Annotated in this window: 21 protein-coding genes and 2 tRNA genes; 14 read left to right on the forward strand and 9 right to left on the reverse strand. The window is 69.8% G+C overall.

Annotated elements, in window-relative coordinates:
- Positions 1–26 precede the first annotated feature (26 nt).
- Positions 27–680, reverse strand: coding sequence for an SOUL family heme-binding protein (locus N0B31_RS05330; RefSeq protein WP_260594818.1), 654 nt, complete (start codon positions 678–680; stop codon positions 27–29).
- Positions 681–798: 118 nt separating this feature from the next.
- Positions 799–1,368, reverse strand: coding sequence for a hypothetical protein (locus N0B31_RS05335; protein WP_260594819.1), 570 nt, complete (start codon positions 1,366–1,368; stop codon positions 799–801).
- 99 nt (positions 1,369–1,467) lie between these two features.
- On the opposite strand from N0B31_RS05335, the gene N0B31_RS05340 reads away from it, so the two are divergent.
- Positions 1,468–1,944, forward strand: coding sequence for a YbaK/EbsC family protein (locus N0B31_RS05340; RefSeq protein ID WP_260594820.1), 477 nt, complete (start codon positions 1,468–1,470; stop codon positions 1,942–1,944).
- Positions 1,945–1,972: 28 nt separating this feature from the next.
- Here the strand turns inward: N0B31_RS05340 and N0B31_RS05345 are convergent, their stop codons facing one another.
- On the reverse strand, positions 1,973–2,638 hold the full coding sequence (locus N0B31_RS05345; protein ID WP_260594821.1) for a hypothetical protein: 666 nt from the start codon (positions 2,636–2,638) through the stop codon (positions 1,973–1,975).
- Between the two features lie 81 nt (positions 2,639–2,719).
- On the opposite strand from N0B31_RS05345, the gene N0B31_RS05350 reads away from it, so the two are divergent.
- From N0B31_RS05350 to N0B31_RS05360, 3 genes are all read left to right on the forward strand, one after another.
- The gene (locus tag N0B31_RS05350; RefSeq protein ID WP_260594822.1) at positions 2,720–4,882 is read left to right on the forward strand and encodes an acetate--CoA ligase family protein; all 2,163 of its coding nucleotides are present in this window, start codon (positions 2,720–2,722) and stop codon (positions 4,880–4,882) included.
- A complete protein-coding gene (locus N0B31_RS05355; RefSeq protein ID WP_260594823.1) occupies positions 4,879–5,946 on the forward strand; it encodes a phosphotransacetylase family protein in 1,068 nt (355 codons plus the stop codon). Before N0B31_RS05350 ends, N0B31_RS05355 begins: the two co-directional genes overlap by 4 nt.
- A gap of 129 nt (positions 5,947–6,075) precedes the next feature.
- Positions 6,076–6,918 carry a class I SAM-dependent methyltransferase gene (locus N0B31_RS05360; RefSeq protein ID WP_260594824.1) on the forward strand — a complete coding sequence of 281 codons (843 nt, stop codon included), beginning with the start codon at positions 6,076–6,078 and terminating at the stop codon, positions 6,916–6,918.
- An 82-nt stretch (positions 6,919–7,000) separates the two neighbouring features.
- Here N0B31_RS05360 and N0B31_RS05365 read toward each other — a convergent pair whose 3' ends face one another.
- Positions 7,001–7,195: a hypothetical protein gene (locus N0B31_RS05365; protein WP_260594825.1), complete on the reverse strand. Its 195-nt coding sequence runs from the start codon at positions 7,193–7,195 to the stop codon at positions 7,001–7,003.
- Between the two features lie 226 nt (positions 7,196–7,421).
- Between N0B31_RS05365 and N0B31_RS05370 the strand changes: the two genes are divergently transcribed.
- A complete protein-coding gene (locus N0B31_RS05370; protein ID WP_260594826.1) occupies positions 7,422–8,765 on the forward strand; it encodes a S8 family serine peptidase in 1,344 nt (447 codons plus the stop codon).
- Positions 8,766–8,801: 36 nt separating this feature from the next.
- Here the strand turns inward: N0B31_RS05370 and trxA are convergent, their stop codons facing one another.
- Positions 8,802–9,197, reverse strand: a complete 396-nt coding sequence (trxA, locus tag N0B31_RS05375) for a thioredoxin (RefSeq protein WP_260594827.1) — start codon at positions 9,195–9,197, stop codon at positions 8,802–8,804.
- A gap of 270 nt (positions 9,198–9,467) precedes the next feature.
- Here trxA and N0B31_RS05380 point away from each other — a divergent pair, with 270 nt between their 5' ends.
- From N0B31_RS05380 to N0B31_RS05390, 3 genes are all read left to right on the forward strand, one after another.
- Positions 9,468–10,253, forward strand: coding sequence for a helix-turn-helix transcriptional regulator (locus N0B31_RS05380; RefSeq protein ID WP_260594828.1), 786 nt, complete (start codon positions 9,468–9,470; stop codon positions 10,251–10,253).
- Positions 10,254–10,279: 26 nt separating this feature from the next.
- Entirely contained in the window at positions 10,280–11,395 is a 1,116-nt protein-coding gene (locus tag N0B31_RS05385; protein WP_260594829.1) for a pyridoxal phosphate-dependent aminotransferase, read from the forward strand.
- A gap of 199 nt (positions 11,396–11,594) precedes the next feature.
- A complete protein-coding gene (locus tag N0B31_RS05390) occupies positions 11,595–11,879 on the forward strand; it encodes a PRC-barrel domain-containing protein (RefSeq protein ID WP_260594830.1) in 285 nt (94 codons plus the stop codon).
- Position 11,880: 1 nt separating this feature from the next.
- On the opposite strand, the gene N0B31_RS05395 is transcribed toward N0B31_RS05390, so the two are convergent.
- On the reverse strand, positions 11,881–12,948 hold the full coding sequence (locus tag N0B31_RS05395; protein WP_260594831.1) for a citrate/2-methylcitrate synthase: 1,068 nt from the start codon (positions 12,946–12,948) through the stop codon (positions 11,881–11,883).
- Between the two features lie 42 nt (positions 12,949–12,990).
- The gene (locus N0B31_RS05400) at positions 12,991–14,442 is read right to left on the reverse strand and encodes a DHH family phosphoesterase (RefSeq protein WP_260594832.1); all 1,452 of its coding nucleotides are present in this window, start codon (positions 14,440–14,442) and stop codon (positions 12,991–12,993) included.
- A 123-nt stretch (positions 14,443–14,565) separates the two neighbouring features.
- Between N0B31_RS05400 and N0B31_RS05405 the strand changes: the two genes are divergently transcribed.
- The 3 genes from N0B31_RS05405 (at position 14,566) to N0B31_RS05415 (ending at position 15,212) form a co-directional block, all read left to right on the forward strand.
- Positions 14,566–14,639 (forward strand) — tRNA-Lys (locus N0B31_RS05405).
- Between the two features lie 221 nt (positions 14,640–14,860).
- Positions 14,861–15,040 (forward strand): hypothetical protein, encoded by a 180-nt coding sequence (locus tag N0B31_RS05410; protein ID WP_260594833.1) that lies wholly within the window; start codon positions 14,861–14,863, stop codon positions 15,038–15,040.
- A 49-nt stretch (positions 15,041–15,089) separates the two neighbouring features.
- Positions 15,090–15,212 (forward strand): hypothetical protein, encoded by a 123-nt coding sequence (locus N0B31_RS05415; RefSeq protein WP_260594834.1) that lies wholly within the window; start codon positions 15,090–15,092, stop codon positions 15,210–15,212.
- Between the two features lie 12 nt (positions 15,213–15,224).
- On the opposite strand, the gene guaB is transcribed toward N0B31_RS05415, so the two are convergent.
- On the reverse strand, positions 15,225–16,706 hold the full coding sequence (guaB, locus tag N0B31_RS05420) for an IMP dehydrogenase (protein ID WP_260594835.1): 1,482 nt from the start codon (positions 16,704–16,706) through the stop codon (positions 15,225–15,227).
- A gap of 473 nt (positions 16,707–17,179) precedes the next feature.
- Between guaB and N0B31_RS05425 the strand changes: the two genes are divergently transcribed.
- Complete coding sequence (locus tag N0B31_RS05425; protein ID WP_260594836.1) at positions 17,180–18,103, forward strand: DUF5794 domain-containing protein; 924 nt, start codon at positions 17,180–17,182, stop codon at positions 18,101–18,103.
- A 75-nt stretch (positions 18,104–18,178) separates the two neighbouring features.
- Positions 18,179–18,403: a DUF5795 family protein gene (locus N0B31_RS05430; RefSeq protein ID WP_260594837.1), complete on the forward strand. Its 225-nt coding sequence runs from the start codon at positions 18,179–18,181 to the stop codon at positions 18,401–18,403.
- Between the two features lie 78 nt (positions 18,404–18,481).
- Here the strand turns inward: N0B31_RS05430 and N0B31_RS05435 are convergent, their stop codons facing one another.
- Positions 18,482–18,847, reverse strand: coding sequence for a 2Fe-2S iron-sulfur cluster-binding protein (locus tag N0B31_RS05435; protein ID WP_260594838.1), 366 nt, complete (start codon positions 18,845–18,847; stop codon positions 18,482–18,484).
- 81 nt (positions 18,848–18,928) lie between these two features.
- On the opposite strand from N0B31_RS05435, the gene N0B31_RS05440 reads away from it, so the two are divergent.
- A tRNA-Trp gene (locus N0B31_RS05440) sits at positions 18,929–19,107 on the forward strand.
- The last annotated feature ends 5 nt before the right edge of the window (positions 19,108–19,112 follow it).

The raw sequence follows: 19,112 nt of genomic DNA on the forward strand, positions 1-19,112 counted from the left end.
GGCGGCGGGGTGAGGGAGGGGGCGAATCAGGCCCGACCCGGGCCGTCGGGGTGCACCGTCACGGCCACCTCGTTGCGCCGGAGGAACGGGAGCACCCACGGGGCGTCGTAGCGCAACAGCGAGGGGTCGTCGACCGGCGTGTAGCCGGCCGCGTCGACGGTGCGCTCGAGTCGTCTGGTCTGCCTGGCGACGCGCCGGTCCGTCGCCCACCAGGTGAACCGCCGGACCGCGACCACCCGCTCCGGGATGGCGACGAGGTGGACGCCCTCCTCCGTGGGTTCGGGCGCGCGCTCGTAGTCGTAGTCCGTCGGCAGGTAGAACGACATCCGGACGCCACTCGCACCCGCCGCCTCGCTCGTCCGGACGGGGGTCGTCATCGCGACCTCGCGTCCCTCGGCACGTACCAGCGTCTCCACCGGGGCCGTCATCGAGACGTCAGTCCGTTCGTGGTTCGCCCCCGAGATGTAGCGGAACAGGCGGCCGAACGCCCGTGCGTCGTTCGCCGCCTCCGTCTCGACGGCCACCGACGACGGGTACTGGCGCATCTCGACCCCGTCGAGCCGTTCGAGGACCGTGTAGGGGACCTGCTCGGTCGTGCGTCGCTGCCGGAGGCTCCAGAACGCCGCCCCGCCGACGAGGAGTCCGAGGCCACCGAGCGCCGCGAGCGTGCTCCGTCGCATACCCGCTGGAGGCGCCCGAACACCTTAACTCGGCGTTCGCCCACGGCGATGGTCCGTCGCTCGTCCTCGGTCCCAAGCGGCGAGGCCGCTCGTCCGGTCACCCCGTCGGGCCGTGTCGCTACTCGTCGGAACCACCGCTGTCACCACCGTCGCCGGGGTAGGGTCCACTCTGGGCCACCTGCTCGCCGCCGTGTTCGACCACCACGTCGAACGGGCCAGGCCCCTCGTAGGAGACGACCGCCCGGTAGGACACGTCGACGATACACTCCGCACAGGCACGGCCCTCGTTCTCGGGGGGGACGTACGACTCGACGGCGACGTCGAGGCTGTCGTCGGTGGCCGTCGCCGAGACGAGGCGGGCGCTGTGGCAGGTGTCGTTGCCGGCGACCACGCCCTCGACGGTGACGCGACCCGTGCGCTCGCCGGTGGACTCGTGCGAGACCGTGGCCGACTCGGCGGCCGTCCCGCACTCGACGCCGAGGACCTCGAACTGGCGGTCGGTCACGGCGAGTGCGACCGGTTCCGGCGTCGTCGTCCGTGTCGGGCTCGCGCTGGGACTGTCCGTCGCCGTGGGCGTCTCGGAGGGGGTGGGCGAGTCCGTGGGTCGGCCGCCGGGACCGCTTCCAGTACAGCCGGCGAGTCCAGCGGTACCGGCGGCGACGAGGCCGAGGAGGTCTCTGCGTCGCATACGCCGCCCGAGTGCGGGGACGGGTAAGGGCTTTCCTCAGGCTCAACCGCGCGTTTGAGTCCCGGCACGGCTATGGCGATGGCCCGAAACAGCTCGGCCATGCACCCACGCGCCGAGTCGTTCGTCGCCGCCGCCCGCGACAGCCACGGGTTCGACCCGCACGTCGAGGAGTTCGACGCCGGGACCCGCACTGCGGCCGACGCGGCCGACGCCATCGGCTGTCGTGTCGCCCAGATCGCGAGCAGTCTCGTCTTCGACGCCGACGGCAACCTCGTGGTGGTCGTCACCTCCGGCGCCAACCGGGTCGACGAGGACAGGCTGGCGGCCGTCCTCGAGGCCGACAGCGTGGAGATGGCCGACGCCGACCGGGTCAAGACCGCCCTCGGGTGGACCATCGGCGGGGTCCCACCCATCTGTCACGGGTCGGACGTGCCCATCTACGTCGACGAGACGCTCCTCGAGTTCGAGACGGTGTGGGCCGCCGCCGGGACGCCGGAGGCGGTGTTCCCCGTCACGCCCGCGGAGCTGCTCGAACTAACCGACGGGAACCCCGTCGTGGTCGCGGGTCGGGACTGACCGGCAGGGCCCTCGACACCACCGGGGCTCAGACCCCACCCATGAGCGCCCCGGCGCCGATGACCGCGAGGACGCCCGCGGCGAGGAACTGTGCGCCGGCGTGGAGACGGGTACCATAGCCCTCGAGAGCGCCGAACAGCGTGCCGGCGACGGCGCCGACGACGGTCATGGCGAGGAGGATGCCGACGGCGTACGCGAGGACGGCGAGGAGCACGCCACCGAGCGTCGCCGTCGGCAGGAGCGCGGTGACGAGCGCGAGCATCGAGAGCGGAGGCGAGAGCGTGAACAGGGCGCCGGCGACTCCGAGGCCGAGGTACTCCCGGACGCCGCGTCGCCCGCCGTCGGTGGCGGTCAGGCCGAGTCGGGCGTGGACGTGCGTGTGGGACCCGTGGCCGCGGAGCCGCCGGGCGCCGGCCACCGCGGTGAGTGCGGCCACCGCGAGCAGGACGACGCCGAGGACGAGGCCGCCGAAGCGGTCGAAGGCTGCGGTGGCGGGGAGTCGCGAGAGGACGACCGACCCGAGGAGCACCCACCCGAGGACGAGGACGACGTGACCGGTGGCGAAACAGCCGCCGACGAGGGCGGCGCGACGGCGGCTGGCGTCCGAGGCGAGCGCGGCGATCCCGGCGACGTGATCGGGTTCGACGGCGTGTGTCAGTCCGAGCAACGCGGCGGCGACGAGCAACGAATCCATACCGGGCGCTCTCGGAGGGGGTGCAAAGTGGTTCCGTCCGACGCCCACCTTTATCGCCCACGACGCTCTCTCCTCGGACGAATGTCGGACCTGTCGAGACTGTTCGCGCCCGAACGGATCGCCGTGGTCGGAGCCACCGACCGTGAGGGTTCGGTAGGGCGCGCGGTGATGACGAATCTGCTGTCTGAGTTCGACGGGGAGGTGGTCCCCGTCAACCCGACCTACGAGACCCTCTTCGACGTGCCCTGTCTGGACGCGGTGGCGGACGCCGACGCGGACCTCGTGGTGGTCGTGGTCCCGCCGAAGCTCGCCGTCGAGGTGGTGCGCGAGGCCGGCGAGAGCGGCGTTCGTGCCGTCGTGGTCATCACCGCCGGGTTCGGCGAGGCCGGTGGAGAGGGGGTCGCCCGCGAGCGCGAACTCGCCGCGGTGGCCGACGAGTACGACATCGACCTCGTCGGGCCGAACTCGCTGGGCGTGCTCTCCACGCGGAGCGGCCTGAACGCCACGTTCGGGCCCCGTGGCGCGCTCCCCGGCGACGTGTCGTTCATGAGCCAGTCGGGGGCGTTCGTCACCGCCGTCCTCGACTGGGCCGCCGAGCGCGAACTCGGCTTCGTCGACATCGTCTCGCTGGGCAACGAGGCCGTCCTCGACGAGTCGGCCTTCGTCGAGTTCTGGGGCGAGGACCCCGAGACGGACGTGGTACTGGGGTACCTCGAGGGCATCGAGGACGGCGAGCGGTTCGTCCGTGTCGCACGCGAGGTGACCCGCGAGACGCCCGTGGTGCTCGTCAAGTCCGGTCGGACCGAGGCCGGCGCACACGCCGCCGCCTCCCACACCGGGTCCATCGCCGGGAGCGAGGCGGCCTACGAGGCCGGCCTCGAGAAGGCGGGCGTCCTCCGGGCCGAGAGCGTCGAGGAACTGTTCGACTACGCGAGCGTTCTCGCGGGCCAACCACTCCCGGAGGCGGACGGGGTGGCCGTCGTAACGAACGCGGGCGGGCCGGGCGTGATGGCGACCGATGCCGTCGGCGACTCGGGCCTCGACCTCGCCTCGTTCTCGGGCGAGACGATGGACGCGCTCCGCGAGCGCCTCCCCGACAACGCGAACGTCTACAACCCCATCGACGTCATCGGCGACGCGCCCGTCGAGCGGTTCGCGGACGCGCTGGACGTCGCCCTCGCCGACCCGAACGTCGGGGCGGCCGTCGTGATGTCCTGTCCGACCCAGACCCTCTCGTTCGACGACCTCGCGGAGGCGGTGGTCGACCTGCGCGCGAAACACGGGGTGCCCGTCGCCGCGTGTCTGATGGGCGGGGCGAGCACGGAGACGGCCGAGCAGACGCTCGCCGAGGCGGGCATCCCGAGTTACTTCGACCCCGCGCGCGCTGTGCGTGCGCTCGACGCCCTCCGCTCGTACCGCGAGGTGCGGGACGCAGAGCGGGCCGAACCCGAGCGGTTCGACGTGGACCGAGAGCGGGCCCGCGAGGTGCTGTCGCGCGCGGCCGACCGAGGTGAGAGCCGACTCGGCGTCGAGGCGATGGGGCTCCTGGAGGCGTACGGCATCCCCATCCCCGAGGGGGAGGTGGTGGACTCGCCGGCGGCGGCCGAGCGGCGGGCCGCAGAGCTCGGCGGTGACGTGGTGATGAAGATCGTCAGCCCCGACATCCTCCACAAGACGGACATCGGCGGCGTGGAGGTGGGAGTGCCCCTCGAGGACGTGCGCGACACCTACGAGGACCTCGTCTCTCGCGCCCGGCGCTACCAGCCAGACGCGACGCTGCTGGGTGTGCAGGTGCAGGAACTGCTCGACACCGACGCGGGCGTCGAGACCATCGTCGGGACGAACCGGGACCCCCAGTTCGGACCGCTCGTGCTGTTCGGTCTCGGTGGCGTGTTCGTCGAGGTGATGGAGGACACCACGGTCCGGCTCGCGCCGGTCACGGGCGCGGAGGCCCGCGAGATGATAGACGAGATACGCGCGGCCCCGCTGTTGCGCGGGGCGCGAGGTCGGGAGCCGGTGGACGAGGCGAGCGTCGTCGACACCGTCCAGCGGCTCTCACAGCTGGTGACGGACTTCCCCGCCATCCTCGAACTGGACGTGAACCCGCTGGTGGTCACGCCCGACGGGGCGACGGCGGTGGACGTGCGGCTCACCATCGACCCGGACGAACTGGAGACGGCGGACGAACCGGCGGCGGAACCCGAGACGGCGTCGGACACGGCGACTCACGGAGGCGAACGATGACGAACCCGATACTGGTCACTTCGACGGCGGAGAGCACAGGCAAGACGGCGGTGGCGCTGGCGCTGGCGCTGGCCGCGAAGGAGGACGGCGAGTCCGTCGGCTACATGAAGCCGAAGGGGACACGGCTCCAGTCCTCGGTCGGCAAGACGCTCGACAGCGACCCGATGCTGGCGCGCGAACTGCTGGAACTGGACGACGAGATGCACGAACTCGAGCCGGTCGTCTACTCGCCCACGTTCGTCCAGGAGGTGGTCCGTGGCCGCGAGGACGCCGAGGCCCTGCGGGAGACGGTCCACGAAGCGTTCGAGTCGCTCGCGGCCGACCACGACCGGATGGTCGTGGAGGGTGGCGGCCTGACGACGGGGGCGGCCGTCGACCTGACCGACGCCGACATCGCGACGCTGCTCGACGCCCGCGTGGTACTCGTGGCTCCCTACACCGAGGCGCGGGACGTGGACGCCGTCCTCGACGCGGCCGCCCGGTTCGGCGACCGCCTGGGTGGCGTCCTGTTCAACGCCGTCAGCGACGCGGCGTACGACGACCTGACGACGGACGTGGTGCCGTTCCTCGAGTCACGCGGCGTCCGGACGTTCGGGACGCTCCCGCGGGTGCAGGAACTCGCGGGCGTCACCGTCGGCGAACTGGCGAGCGAACTCGGGGCGACGACGCTCACGGACGCCGCGCCGACCGACGGGTTCGTCGAGCGGTTCGTCGTCGGGGCGATGGGGGCCGACGAGGCGCTCTCGCAGTTCCGCCGGACCCGCGACGCCGTCCTCGTGACCGGTGGCGACCGCTCGGAGATACAAGCCGCGGCGCTCGACGCCCCCGGCATCGAGGCCATCCTGCTCACCGGGGGGTTCCGCCCGCCGGCCGCGGTGCTCGGCCGGGCCGAGGAGGCCGGTGTCCCCGTCCTGCTGGTCCAGACGGACACGACGACGGCCATCGAGCGCATCGAGGACGTGGTCCGGGCGGGGCGCTCGCGCAACGAGAGCACCGTCCGCCGGATGGGCGAGCTCCTGCGGACCTACGGCGACGTAGACGCGATGCTGGGGCTGAGCGAGTAGCGCCCCGCCAACCGACGGACGGAACCGCCGCGACGCGCGACGTGACCGGCAGCCTGCTCCACCCCCACGTCATGGCATCTCGTCACAGACCAACGCTTACCCACGCCGACGCCGCTGGGTCCGAACGTGATGGCCGACCCGGACGACTCCGTCGACCACGCCGACTACCTCGACCACCTCGACCTGCCCGAGGGCTGCCCGACTCTCGGGACCGACGACGCGATGGGGCGGATGGTCTGGGACTACTGGCGTGGCGAGTACGACGGGAGCGGCGTCTACCGGGACCCGATGGGCCGCCCCCGCGACGCCCACCCGGAGTGGTACTTCGGGGGCGCGTTCGACGGGCCGGTTCCCGAGACGCGGCGGGCGATGGACCTCGCGGCGGAGGCGGCGACGGAGACCGGTGCTCCAGTGTTCGACCTCGGCTGTGGGCCGGGACAGGACGCGCGCCGGTTCCAGAGCGAGGGGACGCCCGTCGTCGCCGGCGACCCTTCGCTGGGGTCGGTCCGCGTCGCGAGAGAGGCGGGCGTCGACCGGGTGCTCACCGCGGACCTGAACGCGCCGCCGCTGACGGCCGACAGCGTCGGGTGCGTCTACGCCTCGGGCACCCAGCTCGGGACGGCCGGCGGTGGCACCGTCGGGGGACTCAGACGTGTCCTCGGTGAGTTCGACCGGCTCGTCGCGCCGGACGGCCGGGTCGTCGCCGACCTGAAAGACCCACAGGAACACCGCGAGGAGGCCGCCGCGGCCCCGAACGCGTTCGACGACACCGTGGCGTTCGACCCGGCGGCCGGGATGGGCCTGCGACTGATGCGGACCGAGTACCGGGACGCCGTCGGGCGGTGGATACCCCTGCTGTTGCTCACCCCCGAGGCCGCCACGAGGGCAGTCGAACCGACGCCGTGGGACCTCGTCGACACGGTCGACGGTGATGGCTCGCGGTACTACCTCCACCTCGAACGCCGTGGGTAGGAGTCACGCGCGGGCGGCCAGGTCCACAGGGTTATAGCCGGGCACGGCGAACTTCTGCGTGGAGCCACAGCGCTCCGTAGTGTCACGCGCGGGGGACACACGCCCCCCGCACCGTGGTTCGAACCGGCGGTCGCAGACTGATTCTCGACTCGCTCGTCGCAGAGCGCCGCGCTCGTCGGTCACTCGCCGCGTCCAGCGGGTCCCACACCTCGCCCGTGATGGTCCCCATCGCGACCGTCACGGTGACGAGGCCGACCACGTCTCGGTCCTCGGTCATGAGTACGAGTTCCTGGCGTTCGGCCTGGAACTGGTCGACGAAGTCGGAGACGGCCGTGTCGCTGCCGCCCCTGCGCAGCCGGGTCGGTCCCGCCCGTTCCAAACTCGAACGCCCTGACGACAGAATCGAACACCGCGGCGAGTCCAGAGTCCGCGACGACACTACATGCGCCGTATTATAGTCAGCAAATAACAAGGATTAAGCGTGCTGAACAGAAGGTCAGCGTATGTCACGAGACAACAGTGACCGAACACTCGCCCGCCGAACGCTCCTCCGTGGTGCGGGTGCAATCGGCGCTACGCTCGTCTGTACCGGACTTGCGTCCGCGTCGAGCGGTGACGCACAGTATCTCGTCTCCACGAGTAACGCGAAAGCCCGACAACGCATCGAGCGCGCCGGGTTCACAGTCCGCCACGTGCTCGCCGAGGGATCGGTGGCAGTCGTCACGGGTCCGGCGGGTGCGACGGACGAGCTACGTGGTATCGGCTCCGTCTCTGCAGTCACTCGAGACGTCACGGTGGAGCTCTCACCTCCAGAGGTCGATGCCGACGCGTCGTCGACACCAGGTGAGGACGCCGCCCTACGAGACCTCCAGTGGGATAAGGACCTGATTCGCGCCTCTGAAGCCCACGAGGTCGCGACGGGCGACGGGAGTCGCATCGCCATCGTGGACACGGGTATCGACCTCGACCACCCCGACCTCGGGAACGTGAACGAGGACCTCGGGGCGGCGTTCGTCGCAAACGACGACGTACCGGAGATCGGTCCCGGCGACTCCGGCTACCACGGAACTCACTGTGCGGGCATCGCGGCCGCCACCGGCGAGGTCGGCGTCGTCGGCGTGGCCCCCGAGGCCGAACTCGTCCCGATACGCGTGTTTCCCGCGGACGGTGGGGCGACCTTCGGTGACATCCTCAAGGGTATCGACTACGCGGCCGAGATCGGAGCCGACGTGGCGAACTTCAGCCTCGGTATCCCCGGCGTCCAGCAGCCGGGTGCTGACCTCAACAAATTGAAGGCGAACGTACAGCGGGTCTTCCAGAGCGCGGTCCGGCGTGGGACCGTCATCACCGGGTCGGCTGGAAACGACTCGGGCAACCTCCAGCAGGGAGGCGGGTTCACGCTGCCCAACAGCGTCCCCGCGGTCATCACGATCAGCGCGACGTCGCCTGCCGACACGCTCTCGTTCTACTCGAACTACGGCACCAGCGACATCGACGTGGCGGCGCCCGGCGGCTGGTACGAGACTATCCCACGCACGCTCGGAGAGACGGGCGAACCGGACGACATCCCCTACCCGTTCAACGGTGTACTCTCGACGTGGCCGACTACGCTTGACTCATCGGTGGAGCTTCCCGGCTACGACTTCATCTCGGGCACCTCGATGGCGGCCCCACAGGTCGCGGGCCTCGTCGGGCTGGTCAGGAGTCTCGACGCCGACCTGAACGCGAATCAGGTCGAGAGTGTCGTCGAGCGCGGTGCCGACCTCACCGACGGGAAGAGTGGGTACCAGTTCGGCGCCGGTCGTGTCGACGCGAAGGAGACGCTGAGTCTGGTCGACGATACCTGAGAACGATGTAACACCACGGAAGGTCCGCTCCCGGACTCAGGCCGCCGCCTCGATAGCCGAGACGTAGGTCCCCTTGTCCTGCACGCCGACCCACCGCTGGACCGGCTCGCCGTTCGCGAACAGGTAGACCGTGGGCACGCCCTGGACCTGGTACTGCTGGGCGACCGACCGGAGTTGGTCGATGTCCACCTTCGCGACGGTGGCGTCGGTGTCGGCCGCGATCTCCTCCACGATGGGGGCGAGCATCTTGCAGGGACCACACCACTCCGCGTGGAAGTCGACCAGCGTCACCCCGTCGCCCACGAGTTCCTGGAGGTGGTCGGGACTCTCGACGTGGACGGGTTCGGCGGGCGAGGCCGCACGTTCGCTCAGCTCGGCAGCCTTCTGCTCGCGGATGGCGTCTAGTTCCTCGTCACGTTCGGTGTCGCTCATGCCCGGTCGTACGTCCGTCGCGTATAAAGGCGCAGGGTGTTGTGTTCGGCACGGTGCACAGCCGCGGCTCGGGGGTCGAGAACGGCGGTGGTCCGGGCAGGCCACCGCCCGAAAGTTGCCGGTTGTCAGAGGCACCCGGCACCCCATAGACGCCGGTGTCGCTATTCAGTTCATGGCCGAATAACCACGTCGAAGCCCGAACCTTACTACTTAAATCGTACGCTAATTTATATAGGTGCGTCAACATCGTCTACCAGACGAGGCTCCACCGTGCCAGAAGACACCCGTGACGAGACGCTCGAGACGGTCGCCCGCCGCGAAGCACTCCTCCGGGCGTTGGACGACGAGCCGCTGCAGAAGCGGCCGCTCGCGGCGCGTGTCCAGTCGGCGCGTTCCACGGTCGACCGTGGCGTGCGGGAACTGGCTCGAGCGGGACTCGTGGAGCCGACACCCGAGGGGGTGTCCCGAACGGCGCTGGGGGACCAGCTCCTCGCCGAGTACGACCGATACGCTCGGCGTTCGGACGCCATCCTCGAGGCCCGGCCGGTCCTCGAGGCACTGCCCGAGGAGACCACGGTGCCGACGGCGTTGCTCCTCGGCGCACGGGTGTTCGGGCCGAACCAGACGGACCCGTACGCGCCTCTCGAGGACGGGATGCGGACCATCGCGTCGGCCGACCACGTCCGGTCGGTGGTGAACACGGCGCTGGCGCGCTACGCCGACCTGTTCGAGGACGGTCTGCTGCCGGCGGCGGGCCGTGCGGAACTCTGTCTCCCGGCGCGGGCGATTCGTGGGTTGCTCGAGGACCGGCCGGCGTGGTTCCCCCGCGCCGTCGACCGCTCCGACGTCGAACTCGTCGAGTCCCCCACTGAGCCACCGTTCACCGCCGCCGTGGTGGAGACGGGAGCCCGACGACTCGTGGTACTGGGCGTCTTCGACGACCGTGGCGTGGGCAGGGGGCTGGTCAACGACACCCCGGAGGCCGTGGCGTGGGCCGAGTCGTACCTCGACCGGTGGTGGGACGAGGCCACGGTCGTCTCGTCAGCGGAACGTTGAACTGAGATGGCCCGAGACACCCGAGCGTGTTCCCCCGTATCGACTACGTCGACTGGGTGCTCCCGCGCATCGACGCGACGGAGCACGACCTCGGCTCCTCGGATCTCCACCCCGAGGGTCCGACCGACTCCGACCACGTGGTGCCCCCGCGACTCGTGGACCGTGAGACCCCCGACCGGACCCTTCGGTCGCTCGTCGCCGACGAGTACGACGTCCCATCAGAACAGGTCCTCGTGACCGCCGGCACCTCGTCCGCGAACCTGCTGGCGGCGGCCACAGCCCTGCGCCGCCGGGGTGGCGACCACGACGCGGACCGGCCGGGCTCGGTCCTCGTCGAGAAGCCGGGGTACGAACCCCACGCGGCGACTCCACGGGGGCTGGGTGCGAACGTCGACCGGTTCCTCCGGACGGCCGAGACCGGCTACGACCTCGAGCCGAGTCGCATCGAGGCTGCCACACGCCCGGACACGCTGCTCGTCACCGTCTCAAACCGGCACAATCCGAGCGGCCGCCGGGTGAGCCGGGAGCGGCTCGCCGAGTGTGCCGAGGTGGCACGCGAGCAGGACGCCTACCTTCTCGTCGACGAGGTGTACGCCCCCTACGGCCGTCGTGCGGTCCACAGTGAGGGTCACGCGTTCGGGGCGCCGACCGCCGCCGGGGTCGAAGGGGCGGTCGCGACGGGGTCGCTGACGAAGTTCTTCGGCTTCGGCAGTCTCCGTATCGGCTGGCTCGTCGCCGACGAGTCGTTCGTGGAACACGCCCGCGAGGTGTCGGTCCACCTCTCGGACGTGGCCCGCCCCTCGCGGTTGCTCGGCCGGCGGGCGCTCGACGCGAAGACGGAGTTCGGCGCGGCCGGCCGGGACCGGTGTGCCCGCAACGCGGACCTGCTGGCGTCGTTCCTCGCGGACCACGAGCACCTGACCGGCGAGGTGTTCGAGGGGTGCCCGTTCGGCTTCGTCGAGTCCGAGCGCGAGGGCGTGGACGGCGACGCTCTGAGCGAGGCGGCCGAGGCGGCCGGCGTCCTCGTCGTTCCCGGACGGTTCTTCGGGGTTCCGAGCGGTGTCAGGGTCGCGCTCGGCCGCCCCACGGATGAGGTCTCCGCCTCGCTGGAGGCGTTCGGGGAGGCCGTCGCCGACCTCTGACGTCGGGCTCGCTCCGCTCCCAACCGCCCGCCACCCGTCGCGCTCGGCCTCGCAGTTCACGGGTCGCTGGCGCTCCCCGTTCACCTCGACGAGGCGTCGAACAAAGTGAGACGCCTCGCCGCTCGCAACCACGTGGCCTCGCTACGCTCGGCCACGCAGGTGGCCACTTTTAAGACCGGGCCGCTCCACCGCTCCTCGCATGGAAGGCGAGATGCAGGAGATCACGAACCTCGTGGGGCGCGAGGTCTACTCGAACAACGGCGTGTTCGTCGGCGAGGTCGAGGACATCCAACTCGACCTCGACCGCGAGTCGGTCACGGGGCTGGCACTCACGGAACTCAACTACGACCTGTTCCACGACAAGGCCGCGGGGTCACGCGGCGTCATCATCCCCTACCGGTGGGTCCGCTCGGTCGGCGACATCGTCCTCGTCAACGACATCGTCGAGCGCATGCGCGAACCCGAGGAGGAAGAGGAGGTCTGACTCAGCGCTCGTCGTCGGGCACGTACCGACGGCCCTCCGCGCCGACGTAGCGGGCGCGTGGCCGAACGATGCGGTTGTTCTCCAGTTGTTCGAGGGCGTGAGCGGTCCAGCCGCCGACTCGACCGACGGCGAACGTGGCGGTGAACAGTTCACGCGGGATGCCGATACCGGCGTGCAGGACGGCCGTGTAGAACTCCACGTTCGTGTCGAGCCTGTGGTCGGGTTTGCGTTCCCGGAGCACGTCGCGGGCGACGGACTCGAACTCGGTGGCGCTCTCGAAGAAGCCGGCGTCGTCTTCCGCGTAGAACGCCTCCGCGGCCGTCGACAGCACGGCCGCGCGGGGGTCGCGGACCCGATAGACACGGTGCCCGAACCCCATCAGTCGCTCGCCGGCGTCCAGCCGGTCGTGGACCCAGCCCTCCGGGTCGCCCGACTCGTGGACCTCCTCCAGCATGTCGAGGACCGGTCCGGGGGCTCCACCGTGGAGCGGCCCCTTCAGGGCCCCGATGGCGCCAGTGACGCCCGAGAGCACGTCCGACTCCGTCGAGACGATGGCGCGTGCGGTGAACGTCGAGGCGTTGAAGCCGTGGTCGACGACAGCGTTCAGGTACGTCTCGATCCCGCGGACCGCTCGCTCGGCGGGGGCCTCGCCGGTCAGCATCCGCAGGTAGTCGGCCGCGTGCCGAAGGTCCGGGTTCGGCGCGAGCGGTTCCTCGTTCTCGTGGTACCGCCAGTAGGCGGCCGCGGCAGTGGGGACGACGGCGGCGGCGCGGAGCGCGTCGGCCGCCGGGTCACCGGGTTCGTAGTCGACGTGGGCGGCCCCCACGGCGGCACGGAGCGCGTCCATCGCGTCACCGCCGGCTTCGGCCGTCGCGCGGACCGCAGCGAGTGCCTCGGCTGGGAGCGTGCGGTTCGCGGCGAGGGACGCGCGGAGCGACTCGCGCTCGTCGGGCGTGGGGAGGCGGTCCTCGTAGAGGAGGAACAGCGTCTCCTCGATCGTGGCCTGCGTGGCGAGTTCGGCGACCACACCCTCGAGTCCGGGTCGGTACTCGTCGTCTGTGTCTGTCACGAGTCTACTCGGGTCGGTCCCGGCATAGACGTGTTGGCAGCCCTAGCTGCCGTTCGACGACTCGCCGCCGCTCTCGACGCCCATCGCCTCGAACAACTTCGAGCGGACTGCCTCCTCGGTCAGGTCGAGCAGGACGTCGCGGTTGCCGTCGGTCCCCACGATTCCGGTGAAGATGCCGAGCGGGATCTCGACGGTGGCGTCGGTGGAGTGGCCGACCACCTCGCCGATCGACCCGAAGGCGTCCTGGAGCACGTTGCCGATGTTCATCCGGATGTCCTTCGAGCGGGCGGCGAGGTGGATGGTGTCGTCCGCGATAGCGAACACGGCGGTCGTGGTGATGCCCTCGAGGTTCAGGAGTTGCTGGGCGGCCTGCGAGAGGGCGTCCTGGTCGCGGACGAACCCGGCGTTGGTGACGAGGTGCGACCCCTTCACGTTCCGGTTGCGGATGGCCTCCGCGAGCACCTCGAGCGTCTCGGGCGAGAGCGACGGTGACTCGACCTGCTCGAGCGTGTCGTGGTTGGCGAACGGGTAGAGGTACGCCGCGGCCGTGAGGTCGGCGGGCGTGGTGTCGCGCTTGAAGTCGAGCGTCTCCGCGCGGATGCCGTAGAGCAACGCCGTGGCCACCTCCTCGGTCAGGTTCAGGTCGAACTCCTGGATGTACTTGGTGAGGATGGTCGATGTAGACGAGACGTTCGGACGGACGTCGGTGAACCGGGCGTCGAGGTCCAGCTCGGGCTCGAAGTGGTCGATGACGACGTCGGGGTGCCGGTCGAGCGTGTACTCGGAGGCCTTCGCGTAGTCGACCAGCGCGATGGTGTCGTACACCTCCAGGTTGGCGTCCTCGACGGTCGAGAGTTCGATGCCCAGGAGGTTGACGAACGCGCGGTTCTCCTGATGACCGATCTCGCCCTCGTAGAGGATGTCGGCCTCCACGCCGAGCGACTCCGCGATGGCACCGAGTGCGGCCGCGGCGGCGATAGAGTCCGGGTCGGGCGAGCGGTGGGCCACGATGGCGAGCCGTTCGCCCTCAGCGAGGACGTCGGCCAACTGTTCGGCCTTGTACTCGAGTTCGCCTGTCTCCAGCGCCCGGAGTGCGGAGTCGGCGATGACCGCCGAGGGGTTGATGACCACGTCGACGCCGAGTTCCGTGAGCTCGTCCGCGGTGACCGGGTCCGACGCGCGGACCACGATGAACTGCTCGCCACCTCGCTCGCGGATGTTCTCGACGGCGGCCTTGTTTGCCTCGACGTCGGAGGACATGATGAGGATGACGTCGCGGTCGGCCACGGCCTCGGCCACCTCCACGTCGGAGATGTCGGCGGTGCGGGCGTCGAGGTCCTGGTCGCGGAGGGCTTCGACCCGGCCGTCGTCCCGGTCGAGGATGAGGACGTCCTTCCCCTCGTTCTCCAGCTCTTCCGCGACGGCGTGTCCGACGCTGCCACACCCCAGGATGGCGTAGGTGGACATCGACGCCATGGAGATGGCGCTGCTCATGTTGTCCTGATTGCGTCGGGAAGCTACAAAAACCCCGTTCCTCGCGGGTGGTGCGTCGAACCAACGCACGGAACGGCCGAAACGGAACCTATTTGGGTGGAACCACGGTAGGTAGAGTCGCCAGGGCTGGTAGCTCAGTTAGGCAGAGCGTCTGGCTCTTAACCAGACGGTCGGGGGTTCAAATCCCTCCTAGCCCGCTTCTACGTCGGCCGCGTCCACAGCTGCGCGACCTGTTGGAGTTCGAACCGTTCACCGAACGCGGAGAGTCGTCACCGTGCGACGTTCTCGGATTGCTGTCACATGGACGACGTTATGGCGTGTCTCCGGTGCGGATTCGCCACTCTCGCCGTACAGACTGTTAACGTTGCGTGAGTGTCTGGAGCAGAACAAACATATCATAGTGATTATATGTGGCCGGATGGTCGACCTCGGTATGGACCCGGTTTGTCAGAACTGTTCCCGGTACGGGCCGGTCGTGCGATGTGAGGTCGAGTTCGAGCGACTCGCGGGACACCTGAAGACGGTACGGATGTCGCTCTGTGACGTCTGTGCGGAGTCGATACGGTCCGAGGAGTGGGTCCGGCAGTTACGGAACTGACCCCCGACGCCCCAGCGTTCTTGTGGGCTCGTTCCGAACGGACCCACGTATGTCGTTCGAGAGCTACGACTGTGCGAACTGTGGCGAGTCGTTCAGCGCGTATCCGGACGCGAACGCGACAGACGGCCCCTACTGCTCCCCGAGGTGCGAGCGCGAGGGAGAGGGACTGTAGGGGCGACTGGGACTACTCCTTCGGGCTGTAGTTCGGCGCTTCGTCCGTAATCATCACGTCGTGGGGGTGGCCCTCCGTCTGTCCGGCCGCGGAGACGCGGACGAACTCGGCGCGCTCCTTGAACTCGTGGATGGTGGCTGCGCCGACGTAGCCCATGCCGGACTGCATCCCACCGACGAGCTGGTGGAGTTCGGATGCCAGCGACCCCTTGTACGGGGTGGCCGCCTCGACACCCTCGGGGACGAACTCCTCGTCCTCGCTCTCCTCCTTGAGGTAGCGGTCACCACCACCGGACTGCATCGCGCCGACGGACCCCATGCCGCGGTACTGCTTGTACTTCTTGCCGTTCATCGTGATGACGCGCCCCGGCGCCTCGTCGGTGCCGGCGAAGTACGACCCGAGCATCACGGCGTCGGCGCCCGCGGCGATGGCCTTGATGGCGTCGCCTGAGTACCGGATGCCCCCGTCGGCGATGACCGGGACGTCCTCGAGGGCCGCCACGTCCGCGACCTCCGAGACCGCGGTTATCTGGGGCATCCCGGCGCCCGTGACGACGCGCGTGGTACAGATGGACCCCGGCCCGATGCCGACCTTGATGCCGTCGGCGAAGTCGAGGACGGCCTCGGCGGCCTCGCGGGTACCGACGTTGCCGACGACCACGTCGGCCTCGACCTCTGCGGCGATCTCGCGGGCCGAGTCGATGACGTTCCGGTTGTGTGCGTGGGCACAGTCGATGAACAGCACGTCCGCGCCCGCCTCGTCGGCCGCGGTGGCGCGGTCCGTCTCGAACGGTCCCACGGCGACACCGGCCCGGAGCGACCCGGACTCGTCGCGGGCGGCGTCGTCGTACTCGCGGCGTGCGAGGATGCCCTGCATCGTGACCAGCCCGACGAGTCGGTCGCCGTCGTCCACGATGGGGACACGCTCGATCTTGTGCTCGTACATGAGCTCCAGCGCCTCGCGCGCCGAGACGGACTCCGTGGCCGTGATGACCTCGCTGGTCATGGCCTCGCTCACCTCGTCGCGGTCGCTGACCTCGAGGTACGGCCGGATGTCGGTGGCCGAGATGATGCCGAGGACGGTGCCGTCCTCGTCCACGACGGGGGCACCGCTGACGCCCTCGCGGCCCATCATCTCGTCGACGTCGCGGACGGTCTGCTCGGGCGAGGCCGTCACGACGTCGCGGATGATGAGTTCGTCCGCGCGCTTCACGCGCTCGACCTGTCGGGCCGTCTCCTCGACGTCCATGTTCCGGTGGAGCACGCCGATGCCCCCCTCGCGCGCCATCGCGATGGCCATGTCGGCCTCGGTGACGGTGTCCATCGCCGCGGTCAGGACGGGGACGTTCAGGGTGACGTTGGTCGAGACGCGGGTCGCGGTGTCGGCGTCGTCTGGTTCGACGCGGCTCTCCTTGGGTCTGAGCAACACGTCGTCGAACGTCAGGGCCTCCGGTACCTCGAGTTTCCGCGAGAACGGACGGGAGTCCTTCGCCATGTAAGCCGTGCGGAAGGGGCGGGCAAAAGCGTTGTGTGACCGCCACGGGTGCGCGAGAGAGCGACACACGCGCGAACTGGCCACGGCTCGCCCCCTCCGAGGCCGCTGGAGTCCCCGACCCAGTACACGAGTGGACACACATCCACATCGTCACCCGAAAGCCGGAGGTACCCCATGGGAACCTCACCTCCGTGGTGTATTCGACGCGTGTGGACGCGTTTCACACAACGCTTATCACCGAGTCAACGTTTCCTACACACATGGACTCCCACAGTCCCACCGAGCGTATCGCCGGGGAACCGTCCCTCGCTGGCGACCAGAACGACAGCTTCGGGTGGGAGACATTTAAACAGGAGTCCAACGCGCCCACAACCCGGTTCCGCACGTTCGAGGCCCCCAAGGCCAGCGACTGCGGGGACGGTCGTTATCGCGGCGCACACTGCCCACGCCAGGGGTACGGCCAACGTCTCTAGATGAGCGTCTCGCGCCACCCGATAGCGCTGAAAATCGAGAACACCGTCGGCGACGGCACGAAGCTCCTCGCCACGGTGATGGGCCTCCCCCTGCTGGACGGCATCTTCCCCGCCCTGTTACTGGCGGGTGCGATGGACACCTCGCTGGGGATCGTCCAGACGGGTCTGCTCATCTTCGGCGGCAGCGCCACCCTCGCGGTGGTGCTCGCGGAGATGGAGGGCACCCGCCGTGAACAGATACAGAGCGTCCTCGCCGTGGGCGTCCTCATCATCGTTGTGGCGGCGCTGGAGGCGGCTGTCGCACCGACCGTCGAGTCGTTCATCAACCTCGACACCTTCACGCGGTTCGCGGCACTCGTCATCCTCGCCGTCGCGGCGAAGACGGCGAGCGCGACCATCGGCGAGTACCTGCCCAGTCCCGGGGCCATCATCGCGCTGGGACTGGTGGCGAGTGCGAACCCCGCGAGCTTCGAACTCGAGTTCGTCTCTGAGCCGATGCTCGTCGTCCACGGTGTCGCCGCCGCGAGTGTCGGTGTGGCCTTCGCGCTGTCCGTGGCCGTCATGGGCCCGTGGCTCCGCGGGGCCGTCGACATCGACCGCTTCCGCTTCGGCAGCGCGGTCGCCCTGGGCGTCCTCCCGTTCTCGCTGCTCGGGCCGCCGGCGCTCCAGAACGCCCCCATCGCCCTCGTGGTGCTGGTGGTCACGTCGCTGCTGGCGTTCGACCCCAGCGGTCAGGGTGACCCCCGCCCGGCCGAGTCGGCCACCGGACCCGTCGCCGACGGCGGCGGGCAGCGTTCCGGGCCGTCGGAGTCGGCGTCGGAACCCGCCGCCGTCGACGCTGGCCCGACCGCATCGGGCGACTCGGACGACGACGAACGCGGCTCGCCGAGCATCTCCGACAGCGACCGCGCGCCCTGGCTCTGAGCGGGGCGACGGTCGCGGGGCCCCACCGCTCCCGCGACCGGCAACCCTTTTCCTCGCGCCCCCCGGGTGTCCCGTATGGCAGAGAACCGCGTCGTGGAGGGGCGGATGGTGACGCCCGTGACGCTCGCCGAACTCATCGAGGGGGACCGTCCGATGGACGCCGAGGACATCACCGACGCCGACCGTGAGTGCCCGGAGTGTGGCGGCAACGTCCTCGAGGTCGGGTACATGCCGAGCGTGACCGAGTTCGTCACCGGCTACAAGTGTCAGGGCTGCGAGTGGGCCGAGACCGACCGCTGAGCCGCGTCCACGGCCCCGTGTGAGCCACCCACCCGACGGCCGGGCGAGTGCTCGGCGTCCCGTGGGTACCCCGGACCCTCAGGGCTGCTCTCCGGTCGTGTCTGACGGCCGGGGGCGGAGCTGTCCCCACAGCACCTTCTCGACGAGGTCGACCGTCAGTGGGCCGTCGACGTGCACCTGACAGGAGAGCCGGGGGTAGCCCCACTCCTCGGCCGCGGCGTCGTGCCAGTGGGTCGGCTCGGGCGGGCCGTCCGGCCCGTCGAGGCGTACCCCGCAGGTCCCGCAGAGTCCGTTCCCGCCGCAGTTGGCCAGGCGCGAGAGCGTGCCGTACACCTCGAACCCGTGGTCCAGGAGGACCCGGCGGAGGTTCGACCCACGGGTGACCGAGAGCGTCGTCTCGTACGTCCCGGTCCGGACCGTCACCGGGACGGTGTCCTCGTCCATGCCCGACCGTAGGGTGGCGAGTGGCATAGAGGGTTGCCGAACCGAAATCCCTTTACAGCGGTTGGGCATATCCGAGAGTGCGGGGACGTGGCCAAGCCAGGCATGGCGACTGACTCCAGAGGCCACGCGCCCGGGACGACACTCCAGACTGATATACCGAGCGGCCGACTGATCATCGGACCGCGTTGACGACCCTCTGGAGGACCGAGGCGCACACCGGAGATATCAGTCGATCGGGGGTTCAAATCCCTCCGTCCCCATGACG

The sequence above is a fragment of the Salinirubellus salinus genome (assembly GCF_025231485.1).
GTDB classification, from domain to species: Archaea; Halobacteriota; Halobacteria; order Halobacteriales; family Haloarculaceae; genus Salinirubellus; species Salinirubellus salinus.

Bases quoted from the DNA above. Each gene is read 5' to 3' on its own strand.
- N0B31_RS05330 (WP_260594818.1), bottom strand. From the start codon at position 680: ATGCGACGGAGCACGCTCGCGGCGCTCGGTGGCCTCGGACTCCTCGTC.
- N0B31_RS05335 (WP_260594819.1), bottom strand. From the start codon at position 1,368: ATGCGACGCAGAGACCTCCTCGGCCTCGTCGCCGCCGGTACCGCTGGA.
- N0B31_RS05340 (WP_260594820.1), top strand. From the start codon at position 1,468: ATGCACCCACGCGCCGAGTCGTTCGTCGCCGCCGCCCGCGACAGCCAC.
- N0B31_RS05345 (WP_260594821.1), bottom strand. From the start codon at position 2,638: ATGGATTCGTTGCTCGTCGCCGCCGCGTTGCTCGGACTGACACACGCC.
- N0B31_RS05350 (WP_260594822.1), top strand. From the start codon at position 2,720: ATGTCGGACCTGTCGAGACTGTTCGCGCCCGAACGGATCGCCGTGGTC.
- N0B31_RS05355 (WP_260594823.1), top strand. From the start codon at position 4,879: ATGACGAACCCGATACTGGTCACTTCGACGGCGGAGAGCACAGGCAAG.
- N0B31_RS05360 (WP_260594824.1), top strand. From the start codon at position 6,076: ATGGCCGACCCGGACGACTCCGTCGACCACGCCGACTACCTCGACCAC.
- N0B31_RS05365 (WP_260594825.1), bottom strand. From the start codon at position 7,195: ATGACCGAGGACCGAGACGTGGTCGGCCTCGTCACCGTGACGGTCGCG.
- N0B31_RS05370 (WP_260594826.1), top strand. From the start codon at position 7,422: ATGTCACGAGACAACAGTGACCGAACACTCGCCCGCCGAACGCTCCTC.
- trxA (WP_260594827.1), bottom strand. From the start codon at position 9,197: ATGAGCGACACCGAACGTGACGAGGAACTAGACGCCATCCGCGAGCAG.
- N0B31_RS05390 (WP_260594830.1), top strand. From the start codon at position 11,595: ATGGAAGGCGAGATGCAGGAGATCACGAACCTCGTGGGGCGCGAGGTC.
- N0B31_RS05400 (WP_260594832.1), bottom strand. From the start codon at position 14,442: ATGAGCAGCGCCATCTCCATGGCGTCGATGTCCACCTACGCCATCCTG.
- N0B31_RS05410 (WP_260594833.1), top strand. From the start codon at position 14,861: ATGGTCGACCTCGGTATGGACCCGGTTTGTCAGAACTGTTCCCGGTAC.
- N0B31_RS05415 (WP_260594834.1), top strand. From the start codon at position 15,090: ATGTCGTTCGAGAGCTACGACTGTGCGAACTGTGGCGAGTCGTTCAGC.
- guaB (WP_260594835.1), bottom strand. From the start codon at position 16,706: ATGGCGAAGGACTCCCGTCCGTTCTCGCGGAAACTCGAGGTACCGGAG.
- N0B31_RS05425 (WP_260594836.1), top strand. From the start codon at position 17,180: ATGAGCGTCTCGCGCCACCCGATAGCGCTGAAAATCGAGAACACCGTC.
- N0B31_RS05430 (WP_260594837.1), top strand. From the start codon at position 18,179: ATGGCAGAGAACCGCGTCGTGGAGGGGCGGATGGTGACGCCCGTGACG.
- N0B31_RS05435 (WP_260594838.1), bottom strand. From the start codon at position 18,847: ATGGACGAGGACACCGTCCCGGTGACGGTCCGGACCGGGACGTACGAG.